This window comes from Pseudomonas fluorescens group sp. PF-69 (assembly GCF_054481235.1).
This window is the reverse complement of record NZ_JBTMNC010000001.1, coordinates 4,787,373-4,802,111: the sequence shown is the minus strand read 5'-3', so window position 1 is coordinate 4,802,111 and position 14,739 is coordinate 4,787,373. Positions and strand designations below refer to the sequence as shown.

Annotated in this window: 11 protein-coding genes and 1 tRNA gene; 2 read left to right on the top strand and 10 right to left on the bottom strand. The window is 61.3% G+C overall.

The genetic code is table 11. The features are described 5' to 3' along the window. Positions 1-34: 34 nt before the first annotated feature. The 5 genes from ACX3YF_RS22605 to ACX3YF_RS22585 all read right to left on the bottom strand — a co-directional run bounded on the left by ACX3YF_RS22605 (position 35) and on the right by ACX3YF_RS22585 (position 7,444). On the bottom strand, positions 35-1,789 hold the full coding sequence (locus ACX3YF_RS22605) for an acyl-CoA dehydrogenase (protein ID WP_458974290.1): 1,755 nt from the start codon (positions 1,787-1,789) through the stop codon (positions 35-37). A gap of 43 nt (positions 1,790-1,832) precedes the next feature. Next, positions 1,833-3,074 (bottom strand): thiolase family protein, encoded by a 1,242-nt coding sequence (locus tag ACX3YF_RS22600; RefSeq protein ID WP_130211419.1) that lies wholly within the window; start codon positions 3,072-3,074, stop codon positions 1,833-1,835. Beyond that, the gene (locus tag ACX3YF_RS22595; protein WP_130211420.1) at positions 3,071-4,954 is read right to left on the bottom strand and encodes a feruloyl-CoA synthase; all 1,884 of its coding nucleotides are present in this window, start codon (positions 4,952-4,954) and stop codon (positions 3,071-3,073) included. Before ACX3YF_RS22595 ends, ACX3YF_RS22600 begins: the two co-directional genes overlap by 4 nt. A gap of 102 nt (positions 4,955-5,056) precedes the next feature. Beyond that, positions 5,057-6,505 carry an aldehyde dehydrogenase gene (locus ACX3YF_RS22590; RefSeq protein WP_458974289.1) on the bottom strand — a complete coding sequence of 483 codons (1,449 nt, stop codon included), beginning with the start codon at positions 6,503-6,505 and terminating at the stop codon, positions 5,057-5,059. 108 nt (positions 6,506-6,613) lie between these two features. Next, on the bottom strand, positions 6,614-7,444 hold the full coding sequence (locus tag ACX3YF_RS22585) for a p-hydroxycinnamoyl CoA hydratase/lyase (RefSeq protein WP_047529695.1): 831 nt from the start codon (positions 7,442-7,444) through the stop codon (positions 6,614-6,616). Positions 7,445-7,656: 212 nt separating this feature from the next. Here ACX3YF_RS22585 and ACX3YF_RS22580 point away from each other — a divergent pair, with 212 nt between their 5' ends. Further along, positions 7,657-8,145: a MarR family winged helix-turn-helix transcriptional regulator gene (locus tag ACX3YF_RS22580; protein ID WP_458945046.1), complete on the top strand. Its 489-nt coding sequence runs from the start codon at positions 7,657-7,659 to the stop codon at positions 8,143-8,145. Positions 8,146-8,150: 5 nt separating this feature from the next. Here the strand turns inward: ACX3YF_RS22580 and ACX3YF_RS22575 are convergent, their stop codons facing one another. After that, positions 8,151-9,476: an OprD family porin gene (locus tag ACX3YF_RS22575; RefSeq protein WP_458974288.1), complete on the bottom strand. Its 1,326-nt coding sequence runs from the start codon at positions 9,474-9,476 to the stop codon at positions 8,151-8,153. Positions 9,477-9,784: 308 nt separating this feature from the next. On the opposite strand from ACX3YF_RS22575, the gene mhpT reads away from it, so the two are divergent. Beyond that, the gene (gene mhpT, locus ACX3YF_RS22570; RefSeq protein WP_448646690.1) at positions 9,785-11,014 is read left to right on the top strand and encodes a 3-(3-hydroxy-phenyl)propionate transporter MhpT; all 1,230 of its coding nucleotides are present in this window, start codon (positions 9,785-9,787) and stop codon (positions 11,012-11,014) included. A 474-nt stretch (positions 11,015-11,488) separates the two neighbouring features. Here the strand turns inward: mhpT and ACX3YF_RS22565 are convergent. The 4 genes from ACX3YF_RS22565 to gacA form a co-directional block, all read right to left on the bottom strand. Next, positions 11,489-11,564, bottom strand: a tRNA-Gly gene (locus ACX3YF_RS22565). Between the two features lie 63 nt (positions 11,565-11,627). Then, positions 11,628-12,188, bottom strand: coding sequence for a CDP-diacylglycerol--glycerol-3-phosphate 3-phosphatidyltransferase (gene pgsA / locus ACX3YF_RS22560; RefSeq protein WP_047529703.1), 561 nt, complete (start codon positions 12,186-12,188; stop codon positions 11,628-11,630). Positions 12,189-12,220: 32 nt separating this feature from the next. Continuing rightward, a complete protein-coding gene (gene uvrC / locus ACX3YF_RS22555; protein WP_130211425.1) occupies positions 12,221-14,044 on the bottom strand; it encodes an excinuclease ABC subunit UvrC in 1,824 nt (607 codons plus the stop codon). A gap of 1 nt (position 14,045) precedes the next feature. Continuing rightward, positions 14,046-14,687 (bottom strand): response regulator transcription factor GacA, encoded by a 642-nt coding sequence (gene gacA / locus ACX3YF_RS22550; RefSeq protein ID WP_008015884.1) that lies wholly within the window; start codon positions 14,685-14,687, stop codon positions 14,046-14,048. Positions 14,688-14,739: the final 52 nt, after the last annotated feature.

Here is a 14,739-nt window from a genome sequence, read left to right as displayed (position 1 = left end):
TGGGCCGCCATAGTACCGCAAGCGACAGCCCCCGTCAGATGAACGCCAGCGCTGCGCGCGCACCGTCTATGGCGCTCAGGTGCTGCGTCACCCGGGAGGGCAGGTAATCGAAAAAGAACCCGGCGCTTTGCAGCTTGGCGGCACGCAACGGATCGTCTTCGGGCAACGCCCTGGACACCCGCGCGGCACGCGTCCATGCCATGGCCAACAGGGCCACACCACATAACTGGAGAAAGTCCGGTGCAGCCCGATAGGGGTACTCAATGTCCTCCAGCGACCGTTCACGTATGGCCTTGACCACACTGTCCAGCGAGTCGCACAGGCTGCCCAGGGCGCGTGCAAAACCTGCACCCTCGGCGCATTGGCCAGCGTGCTCGGCCTCGGCGCGCAACGCTGCCAGCAGCAGGCCGAAGGCACGGCCTTCATCACCCAGCACCTTGCGTAGCAGCAGGTCATTGGCCTGAATCTCGTTGCTGCCCTCATAGATCATCGCGATGCGACTGTCGCGCAGCGTTTGCTCAATGGCGAACTCGGCAACGTAGCCATAACCGCCGAAGACTTGCAATGCATTGCTCGCCTGACGAAAACCCTGGTCGGTGAAAAACGCCTTGATGATTGGCGTCAGCAACTGCGCCAGTTGGCCGGCGCACTCCCGCGCCTGCGGGTCAGGGTCATGCTCGGCCTGGTCCAGCAAATGCGCGGCCCAATAGCCGATGGCTCGCATACCCTCGCTGGTAGTGCGCAACTCCAGCAACACGCGGCGCATGGCCGGGTGATAGCGGATGGGGTCAGCCGCCTGGCCCGGCACCCCTTGCGGCCTTGACGGCGCACGCATTTGCAAGCGCTCGGCGGCGTACTGCCGAGCGTTCTGCCACGCCGCCTCGACATGCCCCAGGCCTTGCAGGCCGACATGCAGGCGCGCCGAGTTCATCATCACGAACATCGCCGCCAGGCCGCGATGGGCATCTCCGATCAGCCAGCCCTGGGCGCCGTCGAACACCAGGGAGCACGTGGCACTGCCCTTGATGCCCATCTTGTGCTCAATGCCGTCACACCGCACACCATTGACTTGACCATCGTCCAGCAGCTTGGGTACCAGAAACAGTGAAATGCCGCGACTGCCCGGCGGCGCATCTGGCAGACGCGCCAGCACCAGGTGCAGGATATTGGCCGTGAGGTCGTGCTCACCGCCGGAAATAAATAGTTTGTTGCCATGCAGGCGATAACTGTCGTCGCCTTCGGGGGTCGCGCGACAACGCAGCAGCCCGACATCGCTGCCGGCCTGCGGCTCGGTCAGGCACATGGTGGGCAAGACATGACCACTGACGATCTCGGGCAAGTAGCGCGCCTGCAACCAGGGCGCGGCGTGGGTCTTGAGACAAAGATAGGCGCCGTGGGCAATCCCGGTGTACATGGCCCAAGCGTGATTACTGGCGTACAGCATCTCTTGCAGCGCCGCGTCGAGCAGTTGCGGCAACCCTTGGCCGCCCAGCCCTTCGGCGCATGCCAGCGCCGGCCAGCCACCGTCGACATAGGCCCGATAGGCCTCGGCAAAACCCTCTGGCGTGCTGACCTGGCCTGCGACCCAGCGGCAACCTTGACGATCACCGCTGCCGTTCAAGGGCGCCAGTACACCCTGGCTGAATCGACTGGCTTCCGCCAATACCTGAACGGCCAATGACATGTCCAGCGCCTCGAACGCTGGACTACGACTCCACGCCCGGGGTGCTTGCAGCCAGTGTTCAAGCACAAATTGCATGTCGCGCAGGGGCGCCTGATAGTTCCACATGGGAAACCTCATCGGATAAGAAGAAGTAATGCCGCTTAAAAGCTCAGGCGCGATACGCCGGGTTCTCGATCAACAACGCCATGCCCTGTCCACCGCCCACACACGCAGCGGCAATCCCATAGCGCAGGTTGTGCTCGCGCAACTGCCGGGCCAGGGTCATGACCAGGCGCAGGCCGGTGGCGGCCAGTGGATGCCCCAGCCCGAGGGAGCCGCCCTGGACGTTGAGCCGGGCGCTGTCCAGTTCCAGTTCCTGGGCCACCGCCAGTACCTGGGCCGCCTGCGCTTCGTTGATCTCGAAACGGCCGATGTCACCCAGGTTCAACCCGCTGCGCTGCAGCAGTAGACGGATCGCCGGCGCCGGGCCGATCCCCATGAACTCCGGAGCCACGCCGACCACCGCGCTGGCCAGCAGCCGGGCCAGCGCCGGACGCGTGCAGGCCGAAGCACGCCCCACCAGCGCTGCCGCCGCACCATCGACCACTGCGCAACTGTTGCCGGCAGTTTGCACTCCATCGGCATGCACGGCACGCAAGCGCGCCAGGGCCGCAAGGTCGGTGGGCCGTGGGTGGCTGTCCTGGGTGACGGCACTGGCCCGACGCGCCAGGCTGATGCCCCTCGGCCGATACCCCTCGAGCTCGAACACCTGGTTATCTACCGCCACGATCTCTTCAACCCAGGCGCCGTCACGCTGCGCCTGCAATGCGCGCTGATGGCTATCGCAGGCGTAACGGTCCACGACCTCGCGACTCAGGCCATAGCGACGCGCAAGGTTGTCGGCGGTGCCGATCATGTCCAGTCCCGGGGCCGGGTCGTATAGAGCCTCCCAGAGAAAATCCTTGAATTGCACCTCGCCGCCGAGACGAAACCCATCCCGGTGGGTGTAGGCCGCAATCGGGTTGCGTGACATGGATTCACTGGCCACGCACAGGGCCAGTTGCACCTCATCGCGCAGCTGTTCAGCGGCCTGGCGCAACAGCTCGAACCCGGTGGCGCAGATGCGCTGCACCCCCAGTGCAGGAACCGTTTGCGCCACACCGGCGTACAACCCGATATGCCGAGGCAACAAGTAGGCATCAAAGCTGGCCTGGGCCATGGAGCCGGCCAGCACGCTGTCCACCGCCAGGGGGTCAACCCCAGCCCTGGCCAACACCTCACGGCCAACCTTGATCCCCAGGTCGATGGGCGACACCTGTGACAAGGAGCCGCCAAGATCGACCCAAGGTGTGCGCACCGCCTCGAAAATCGCCGCATCGGCAAACGCCGAATACTGCCCCACACCGCTCAAGGCTTGGGCCCGGCACGCAGAATCGTGGCATCTTCACCGCGATACAGCGCTTCGACCCTGGCCGCGCGCCATTGCAATACCGCGCGCTGGTTGATCGAACCTTTGTCGGTAATTTCCCCGCGATCGATGGACGCAGGCTCGTCGAGCAAGGCAATCCATTCCAGGCGACTGGCATTGCCGGTTGCCACGCGATTGAGCCGCTGCAACCAGTCGAAAAACCACTGGCGCACCGGGGCACTTTCCAGCACTTCGGCGTCGCTGGCGTCAGCGTTCAAGCCCGCCAGCCGGCGGCACTCGTAGAGCCTGGGGAACACCAGGGCTCCCAGGCATTCACGGTCCGGCGCGGTAATCACCAAGTCCTGCACATAGGGAGAGCCTTCGAGCACTGCGCGATTGCGCAGCGGACCGACGCTGACAAACACCCCTGAAGACAGCTTGAAATCCTCAGCGATTCGCCCGTCGAACATCAGCCCCAGTTGCGGCTGATGGGGGTCGGCGAGCTTGAGCGCATCGCCCGAACGATAGAAGCCCTGTTCGTCGAACGCCTCGGCGGTTTGCTCGGGCGCCCGCCAATACCCCGGCATGATGTGCGGCCCGCGAAAGCGCCCTTCGAACTTGCCGTCCACCGGCACCAGGCGCACCTCGCAGCCCGGTGCCGGCAAACCGATATAGCCGGCCATGGACAATGGCCCGGTGGTGAAGGTGCAGGACGGTGCGGCTTCGGTCATGCCCAACCCGGCCATCATGCGAATGCGTTCTGCGCAGTGCAGCTCGGCCACACGGTCGAGGCGGTCCCAGACACTTTGCGACAGGCCGGCGGCGGCGAAGAAAAACAATTTCATTCGCGCAAAAAAGCGTTCGCGCAACTCAGCGTCTTGTTCCAGGGCGTTGACCAATTCTTCCCAGCCCTTGGGCACCGTCAAATAGGCCGTGGGCGACACTTCCTTGAGGTTGCGCAGGGTTTCGGCAAACCCCTGGGCCGTGGGTTTGCCATCGTCGAGGTAAAAGGTGCCACCGTTATAGAGCACGATGCCCACGTTATGGCTGCCGCCGAAGGTGTGATTCCACGGCAGCCAGTCCACCAACACCGGGGGCTCTTCACCGAACACCGGAAACGTCTGCAAGAGCATTTGCTGGTTGGCGCAGAGCATGCGTTGGGTGGTGATGACCGCCTTGGGTAATTGGGTCGAGCCCGAGGTGAACAGAAACTTGGCGATGCTGTCCGGGCCGGTGGCATCGAATGCCTGGTCGGCGGCACTGCCGCCCGGGGTTTGCAGCAGGCTGGCGAAGCTGACCTGGGCGCGCCCGGGCACTTGACCGCGCACAGTGATCAGCGGCGTCTCGGCAGGCAACACGGCGTCGATCGCGCGCTGGTAGGCCACGCCATCGCTGACGAACACCAGCCCCGGTTGCAGCAGGTCGCATACATGCCGCAGCTTGGCGAAATCCTGGGACAACAACGAATACGCCGGCGACACCGGGCAGTAAGGAATACCGGCGTACATGGCACCGAGGGCCACCTGCAAATGCTCGATGTCGTTGCCCGACAGCAGCGCCAGCGGTTTATTCGCCGAGAGCCCATAACTCAGCAGGCTCTGAGCAATCGCCCGCACGCTCTCCAACATTTCCCTATAGGTGACACGGCGCCAATCGCCACCGGCCTGGCGTGCGGCAATAAATGTCTGTTCGGGACGCACCCGGGCCCAATGCACCAGACGATCGAGCAAGCGCGCCGGCAACGCGGCCAGCGGCTCCAGGGAACGCATATGCAGCACGCCCTGCTCTTCAGTAACCTCCACCGGTGCGCGGCCGATGGACACCTCGCGGTATCTCGGCGCAGGTTGCTCGGGCTGGGGTTGCGATCTGAATTCGGAACTCACAGGGATGTCCTCCAAAGGGCATGCCGACGGACGCCGCGGGGCGAATCGTGGATGCCGCGTTGTTATTGTTATGTATGACCTGCACGAAGCGGCGACGCCGGCTCAGATCGGGTAGTGCCGTGGTCCGTTCTGCAAGGTCACCCAACGCAATTGGGTGAAATGCTCAATCGAGGCCTTGCCGCCAAAGCTGCCGTAACCACTGGACTTGACCCCGCCAAAGGGCATCTGTGCCTCGTCATGAACGGTCGGGCCATTGATATGGCAAATGCCCGACTCCACCCGCTGCGCCAGGGCCAGCGCACGCCCGGTGTCGCGACTGAAGATCGCCGCCGACAGGCCGAATTCTGAATCGTTGGCCAGGCGCAGCAGTGCTTCATCACCGTCTCCACGCAGCAAAACCGCCACTGGGCCGAAGGACTCTTCGCGGTACAAACGCATGTCTTCGGTGACGCCATCGATGAGGGTCGGCTGCAGGATGCTGCCGTCCAGTTGACCGCCCACCACCCGCCGCGCCCCCTTGGCCAGGGCATCGTCGATCAGGGCTTTGATGCGCGTACCGGCACTGGCGTCCACCAGCGATCCCAAGACCGAATCCGGCGCAGCAGGATCGCCCGCGCGCAGGGTCGCGACCTTGGCGGTGAGCTTGGCGATAAACGCATCGGCGACCTTGGCGTCGACGATCAAGCGTTCGGTGGACATGCATATCTGCCCCTGGTTGAAGTAGGCACCAAACGCCGCCGCAGCAACCGCCGCGTCCAGGTCCGCGTCGTCCAGCACCAGCAACGGCGCCTTGCCGCCCAGTTCCAGCAAGGCCGGCTTGAGGTGACGCGCCGAGAGTTCGCCGACAATCCGCCCAACGTGGGTGGAACCGGTGAAGTTGACCCGCCGCACAGCCGGGTTGGCTATCAGCCGTTCGACAATCGCGGCGGCATCCGCCGGGGCATTGCTGATGACGTTGACCACGCCATCGCCCAGACCGGCGTCCTGCAATACCTGGCCAATCAGGCGGTGCACCGCCGGGCTTAACTCCGAGGCTTTGAGTACCACGGTATTGCCGCAGGCCAGAGGCATCGCTATGGCGCGAGTGGCAAGGATGACCGGAGCGTTCCAGGGCGCGATACCCAGCACCACGCCGCAAGGCTGACGCAGGGCCATGGCAAAACTGCCAGGCACATCGGAAGGAATGACTTCACCCGTGATCTGGGTGGTCATCGACGCCGCTTCGCGCAGCATATTGGCCGCCAGGCGAACGTTGAAGCCATACCAGTTGGCCATGGCGCCGGTCTCGCCGGCGGCGGCAATGAATTCGGCGCTACGCGCCTGCAGTTGCTCGGCAGCGTTGAGCAACCGGGTGCGACGTTCGTTGGGGGCCTGCGCGGCCCAGCCGGGGAACGCCGCCTGGGCGGCCGCGACGGCAGCGTCGGCATCTTCCAGGGTCGCGGCGGCAACCCGCGAGACGACCTCGCCGGTCACCGGGTTGCGACGCTCGAAGGTTCGACCGTCGCGGGCGGGGCACGACTGGCCGCCGATCAACAGGGGCACGTCCAGCATGGTGATTCCTCTTTATTGTCTTTATCGGGAATGCATTGAAACGGTGTCACCGTAGCGCCAGGGCGCGGCAGCGAACAGCGAGAAACGCCCGCCGTTCGCTGACAGGCCTCAGCGTTTGTACGACTGCAGGCCGGGCTTGATGCTCTTGTCGTCGAGGAACTGCTTCATGCCCTGCTCACGACCGCCTTCGGTGTCGAGCAAGCGCGACTGATCAAGCTTGGCGTAGAGGTAATCCTCGTTCTGCTCCCAGGTCAGCTCGCGGCAACGCTTGAAGCCGTGCTTGGCGGCGCGCAGCACCACCGGATTTTTCTCCAGCAGGTTACGCGCCAGTTCGATGGTCACTGCGCGCAGTTGAGCCAGGGGCACGCTTTCATTGACCAGGCCCATTTCGGCGGCTTTCTGCCCGCCAAAGGTCTTGCCGGTCATGATGTAGTACAGCGATTGGCGATGGCCCACGGTGTCAGCCATGGCCTTGCTCACCAGGTTGCCCGGCGGGATGCCCCAGTTGATTTCCGAGAGGCCAAAGGTGGCTTCATCGGCGCAGATCGCCAGGTCGCACGCCACCAGGGGGCTGAAGCCGCCGCCGAAGCACCAGCCGTTGACCATGGCAATGGTGGGCTTGGCGTACATGCGCAGCAGTTTCCACTGCCATTGCGAAGCTTCGCGGCGGATTTTCTCCTGGAGGATTTCCGGGCCGGCATCCACCTCGCGAAAGTATTCCTTGAGGTCCATGCCGGCGGTCCAGGCTTCGCCGGCACCGGTCAATACCAGCACGCCGGCGGCCGGATCCTGCTCCAGGGTTTCCAGCACGTCGATCATTTCCCGGTTCAGGGTCGGGCTCATGGCGTTGCGTTTTTCCGGGCGATTGAGAATGACCCAGGCGATGCCTTCCTCGATCTCAACCTTGACGGTGGTCCAACGGCCTTCGTAATTGCTCATGGCGGTACGCTCTTGTTCTTGGTGTGAAGATGATTCGAAATTAAACCGCAAAATTAGTTATGTCAATTAACTATTATGCTCAATAACCATTTTTTTCACGTTGTAAGACCTAAGCTTTTCAGGCGCTTTGAAAAGACGGCATAGCCAGCGCTCGCCAATCTCGTCAAACTAGATAGCCTTCTTAATTTCCATCTTTGAGGATTGCACTGTTAATGGCCAAGCCTTCCCACATCGCCGACGCCAACCAGGCCCCGCCGGACATCACCGAGGAGCGTGTGCCGCTGGATTCGGCTCTGGACGACCTGATCGGTTACGCCATGCGTCGCGCCCAGCTCAAGCTGTTCCAGAACCTGATCGCTCGACTGTCCGATCACGACCTGCGCCCCGCTCAGTTCTCGGCCCTGGCGATCATCGAGCAGAACCCCGGCCTGATGCAGGCGGACCTGGCTCGGGCCCTGGCGATCGAGCCGCCCCAGGTGGTGCCCTTGCTAAACAAGCTGGAAAGCCGCGCCCTTGCGGTGCGCGTGCGCTGCAAGCCGGACAAGCGCTCCTACGGAATCTTCCTCAGCAAGACCGGCGAAACCCTGCTCAAAGAGCTCAAAGAGATCGCCGCACAGAGTGACCTTGACGCCACCGCAGCCCTGGACGATCAGGAACGTGAAGAGCTGCTGCGCTTGCTGAAGAAGGTGTATCAGGACTGACAGGCTTACCAGAGCGCCAGGGTATAGAGCACCAGGAAACGGGTCTGGTTTTCATCGCGAAAAGCCGCGCCGCCCGGGAAGTCGTTGCGGTAGATCGACTTGCGCGCCACCAGCCCGACGTCCTTCAACGGGCCGCTCTGGATCACGTAGCCCAGCTCCATCTGGAACTCGCGCTCCTTGCGATCCTCGGCATTGAAAGCCGCCAGCTCGATGTTGTCACCGCGTACATAACGCAGCCGGCTCCTCAGGCCCGGCACACCCGATGCCGCGAAGTCATAGTCGTAGATCGCCTGCCAGGTGTGCTCCTTGGCGTTGAGAAAGTCCGAACTCATGGTCAGTTCGCTCATGCCCATCAGCTCAGTCCCGGAGATGTAAGGCGTGGCCGTTTCCCCACTGGAATGCATATAGCCAAGGCTGAACCGGTGACCGCCCAGGCGGTAGCCAAACAGCGCCGAGAGATTGCGGTTATCCACGCTCCCCGCTTTGGCACTGCCGTCCTCTCGACTGAAGAAACTGCGCAGGTCACTGGTGAGCACGCCATCGCCCAAGGGCAAATTGTGCAGCAACGCCAGGGTGTCCTGCTGGTAGAGGTCCGCCACCTCCGAGTGATAGGCGCGCAGACTGAGGTCTTTATTGACCTGGTAATCACCGCCGACGTAAGCCAGGTGCGAGGTCGTTGCGGTCGCGTTGAAGCGCCGGTTGGGCGCGGCGATGGTCATGGCCTGGTAGTTGGTGGAGTCACGTTTGTTTATGCGGTCGATGTAGCCGGTATTGAGGGTCAGGCCGTCGATGTCCCTGGAGCTCAAGGTGGTGCCGCGAAAGGTTTGCGGCAACAGACGCGACGGGCTGGCGAAGGCGAACGGCAGGAAGATCGACACGTCACCGGTCTTCACAGTGGTTTGTGCAAACCGCAGCTTGGCGGTTGGCGCCAGGCGCGAATATTCATCGGCGGCACGCTTGTCGCTGGCCGAAACCGGCAATAACTCGGTACCGCTGCGGTCCGGTGAAGAGTCGAGCTTGACCCCCATCAGCCCTCGTACATCCAGGCCAAAACCCACTGGGCCTGGGGTATAGCCCGATTCCAGGTTGAGGATGAATCCCTGGGCCCATTCCCGCGCGGCGGTCTTCGCACCGTCGTCCTTGTAGTCACGGTCCAAGTAGTAATTGCGCAAGGTCAAGGTACCGTGGCTGTCATCGATAAATCCCGCCGCCCACAACGGGGTGGGCAGGACACTCAACATCAGCAACGCGCTGATCAGGTGTGGAGTACGGTTCGACACACTGGAGGTGGACGCCACTGCAACGGCGCCCTTCAAAGGGAGTTCTGGCATATTCGATGTCCATTTTTTGTTGTTGTTTTTGGGGTGACACACGCTCGGCTCTCTCGGCTTCGCGGACAAAGAATGGAAACAGCCGACGGTTCTCGTCAACAGCTAATAGCCGATAATCGAACATTAATATTCATATCTATTTTTCTGTCCAATATTGAAACTGACGATAAGCATATGAATTTACTGTGTTTATTTGATGTTTTTTTATTTTTTTATACGACATTCATTTTTTAGTTATATTTGTTATCTTAATTGCCAGCAGCCAATCGCGCTCGCCACCACAACAAAAACAACAATGAGGTTTGCCCATGGACAGTCCATCGCGTCGTTCGACGCTGACTATTGCGTTGTGCTTTATCGTTGCGCTGATCGAGGGGTTCGATCTGCAAGCCGCCGGAACCGCCGCCGCAGGGTTGCGCCAGAGTTTTGCGCTGGACCCGAAGATGCTCGGCTGGGTATTCAGCATCGGCATCATTGGCCTGCTGCCAGGGGCGTTCTTCGGCGGCTGGGTCGCCGACCGAATCGGACGCAAGAAAATCCTGGTGCTCGCCGTGCTGTTGTTCGGGCTGTTTTCCCTGAGCACCGCGTTTGTCGAAACCTACTCAAGCCTGCTGTTGGTGCGTTTTCTGACCGGCCTGGGACTGGGCGCCGCGCTGCCCAACCTGATCGCCCTGTGCGCCGAAGCGGCAAGCGAACGCAACCGAGGCACCGCCATCAGCGTCATGTACTGTGGCGTGCCACTGGGTGGCGCATTGGCGGCGGTGGTGGCGATGTTTTCCAGTGAACACTGGCAGACAACGTTTGTCATCGGCGGCCTGGCGCCCTTGCTGGCTGTGCCGTTGATGATCCTGCTGCTGCCTGAATCCAATGCCTTTCGCCAGCAGCGAGGAAGCCCCCTCAGCGCGCGCTCCTCCACCGGCCAGGCGCTGTTCGGTGAAGGGCGTGCGCGCACTACGCTGGCGTTGTGGCTCAGCTACTTCTTCACCCTGACCGTGATGTACATGCTGCTTAATTGGCTGCCTTCGCTGTTGCTGGAACAAGGTTTCAGCAAACCCCAGGCGGGCATCGTGCAGATGCTATTCAACATCGGCGGTGCACTTGGGTCGCTGCTCGGCGGCGTGCTGCTGGACCGTTGCAATGCCCTCAAAGTGGTGTTGTTCGTGTACGCGGGATTGTTAGCGGCGCTGGCTGGGGTCGGGTTGTCGGCGGGCATCGTACCCATGGCCATCGCGGGTTTCGCCGCCGGTTTGTTCGTCATGGCCGCACAACTGGTGCTCTATGCTTCGGCACCGCCCTCCTATCCAACCGCTGTACGCGCCACCGGTGTCGGTGCGGCCGTGGCCATCGGCCGCCTGGGCTCGGTGGCCGGACCGCTCGCGGCCGGGCAACTTCTCGCGGCAGGTGCGGGCACCACCGGGGTACTGCTGGCGACTTCCCCCGGGGTGGTGATCGCCGCGCTGACCATCATCAGCGTCATGATTCGGACGGCGCCGCTGAGCCCGCCCGAGCTTGGCACTGCCCGACACACCGAAGCCTAGAACAGGCGTAACAGAACCCCTCGGACACCAGCACTGCACCTGCTCGATGATCAGCTTGATCAGCTTGATCAGCATGGTGGCCGAGCGCTTGGTCGCGCCTTTATTGAGGATTGCACCGAGCTGAAGCCGGTGATGATTCGCCACTGATCGTGCGAAAAAACCCAGGACCGCCCGGATTAGTGGACCGGGCGGCCTCGGGCTTGCCTTGCGACAACGCTCTAAGGCCAAGATCTCGAGTGCGCGCCATGGCGCCCTGCCCTCAGGCCCAGTCTGCAGGGTTTCAGCGCCAGATGCTCATCTCGTTATCCAAGCTGCTCCAGCAACAAACCGATTCAGTGCGCGTCCGAATTCAAGTCGGGACTTAACACACTGGGTGGTGCTGGACTTGAGTGATTCCTGCAGAAACGAAAAAAGGACCCGAAGGTCCTTTTTTCGATCGCCGCACACTTCAGTTGAAATATGCAGCGCTATGTTTGGAGCGGGAAACGAGACTCGAACTCGCGACCCCGACCTTGGCAAGGTCGTGCTCTACCAACTGAGCTATTCCCGCGTCTTGGTGTGGCGCATTCTATAGAATTCAGAAGCCCCGTCAACCCCTTGATTCAAAAAAGTTTTATTTTTTTTCTACGTCGGTCTTCAGATGCGGCCAGGCAGCCCGCAAGTACTGGACCATGGACCACAATGTCAGACCGGCAGACACCATCAGCAAGGCATACCCCATCAGGACCCAGAAGCTGAAATCCGACGGATTGGCCAGCAGGATCACCAGCGCCAGCATTTGCGCGGCGGTTTTCCATTTGCCCAGGTTGGACACCGCGACGTGCGCGCGGGCACCGAGTTCGGCCATCCACTCCCGCAGGGCAGATACAACGATTTCTCGACCGATGATGACGGCAGCCGGCAGCGTGAGCCAGAGGTTGCCGTGTTCCTGTACCAACAGCACCAGGGCAACGGCAACCATCAACTTGTCGGCAACGGGATCGAGAAAAGCCCCGAACGGGGTACTTTGCTCAAGACGGCGGGCCAGATACCCGTCCAGCCAGTCCGTGGCAGCGGCAAATGCGAAGACAGAGGCTGACGCCACGTAGCTCCATTGGTAAGGCAGGTAGAACAGTAAAATAAAGATCGGGATGAGCAGGACGCGTAGAACGGTAATCAGATTAGGGATATTCATCGGCACAACTGGCTACGAGGTGAGGTGGCATTCTACTCGCTGTGCAGATTTGCATAAATCAACTCTGCGAGCTTTTTACTGATCCCGGGGGCTTTGGCGATCTCGTCGATGCTGGCACGAGACAGCTCCTGCAATCCACCAAAATGTTTCAACAAATCGCGGCGACGTGTCGGTCCAACGCCGGCAACGCCCTCCAGTGTAGACGTACGTCGGGTTTTGCCACGACGGGCGCGATGCCCGGTAATAGCAAAGCGGTGAGCTTCGTCGCGAATCTGCTGGATCAAATGCAGTGCGGGGGAATCGCCGCGCAACGTGAACTCGTGAGCGGCGTCATTGAGGTACAGGGTTTCGAAACCGGCCTTACGCGTTGCCCCCTTGGCCACACCGAGCAGGATCAGATCCGGTACCGCCAGCTCATTGAGCACATCTCGCGCCATGGACAACTGCCCCTTGCCGCCATCCACCAGCAGAATGTCCGGCAGTTTGCCCTCCCCGTCCTTCAGCTTGCTGAAGCGCCGGGTCAGCGCCTGGTGCATCGCCGCGTAGTCATCACCTGCGGTAACGCCTTCGATGTTGTAGCGGCGGTAGTCGGACTTGATCGGGCCTTCAGGGCCGAATACCACGCAAGAGGCGACGGTGGCCTCACCGCTTGAGTGACTGATGTCGTAGCATTCAAGGCGCTGAGGCGGCTCGTCCAGTTTCAGCACCTGCGCCAGGGCTTCAAAGCGCTCGGCAACGTGTTGGCGGTTGGCCAGGCGCGCGCCCAGTGCCTGTTCGGCATTGGTCACAGCCAATTGCTGCCAGCGCGCTCGTGTGCCACGCACCCGATGGCTGATGGTCAGTTCGCGACCGCGCAGCTCGTCAATGGCCGCAATAAGCGTCGGGAAGTCTTCGTGAACCACGTTGACGATCAGCTCGCTCGGCAAGTCGCGTTCCGGGCTGCTGATGAAATACTGGCCGAGAAACGCCGCCATGACTTCGGAAACATCCTCTTCGATACCGACCTGCGGAAAGAAGTTCTTGCTTCCCAGTACTCGCCCACCACGCACGCTGATCAAGTGAACACAGGCACCGCCCGGATTGACGAACGCCGCGATGACATCGACATCGCCCGTCCCGCCTTCCATGCTTTGCTGATCCTGAACCCGACGCAGCAACGAGATCTGGTCGCGCAACTCCGCAGCGCGCTCGAACTCGAGATTGATCGCCGCTTCTTCCATTGCAGCGGACAACTCGTCGCTCAGTGCATTGCTGCGACCTTCGAGGAACATCACCGAGTGTCGCACGTCTTCGGCGTACACCTCAGGCTCCACCAGACCGACACAAGGCGCCTTGCAGCGCTTGATCTGGTATTGCAGGCAAGGGCGCGTACGGTTCTTGTAGTAACTGTCTTCACACTGCCGGACGAAAAAGGTCTTTTGCAACAGGCTCAGGCTTTCGCGAATCGCGCCGGCACTGGGGTACGGACCAAAATATTTGCCCTTGGCCTTTTTCGCGCCGCGATGAATGCTCAAGCGCGGGAACTGGCCATCCGAGAGGAAAACATAAGGGTAGGATTTGTCGTCACGCAGCAGGATGTTGTAGGGCGGGCGCCATTCCTTGATCAGCGTCTGCTCAAGCAACAGGGCTTCGGTTTCGTTGGCCGTAATGGTCGTTTCGACTTGAGCGATTCGCGCCACCAACGCAGCGGTCTTGGGCGCCAGGCCGGTTTTCCTGAAGTAGCTCGACAGGCGATTCTTGAGGTTCTTGGCCTTGCCGACGTAGAGCAGGCGCGCATCGCTGTCGAACATGCGATACACACCGGGACGCCCGCTGACGGTCGACAGAAAGGCGCCTGGATCAAAATTATCAGTCATTTCAGAGGCTGGCATCGACCATGCCGTGACGAACCGCCAATAGCGTCAACTCGACATCACTGCTGATCGAAAGCTTTTCGAAAATGCGGTAACGGTACGTGTTCACGGTCTTCGGCGACAGGCACAACTTGTCGGAGATGATCTGGACTTTCTGGCAGCCGACAATCATCAGCGCGATTTGTATTTCCCGCTCCGACAAGGCATCGAAGGGAGAATCGTTGGTCGGCTGGAAGGATTTGATCGCCAATTGCTGGGCAATCTGAGGACTGATATAGCGCTGCCCGGCGAACACCAGGCGGATGGCCTGGACCATTTCCGGCAACCCGGCGCCCTTGGTCAGGTACCCGGCAGCACCGGCCTGCAACAGGCGTGTAGGGAACGGATCTTCCTCGCACACGGTCACGGCTACGACTTTGATGTCCGGATGACTGCGCAATAATTTGCGCGTGGCTTCAAGGCCACCGATACCGGGCATTTTGACATCCATCAATACCACATCAGGTTTCAGCTCACGCGCCTTGAGCAGGGATTCCTCACCCGATTCAGCCTGGCCAACCACTTGCAGGCCATCGATGTCAGCCAGCATTCGTGTAATGCCTGTACGAACGAGATCATGGTCATCGACTACTAGAACCCTAATCAAGCAGACACCTCGCGATATGGTCTTATTGGGTTGCCGACACCTTAGCAAAAAG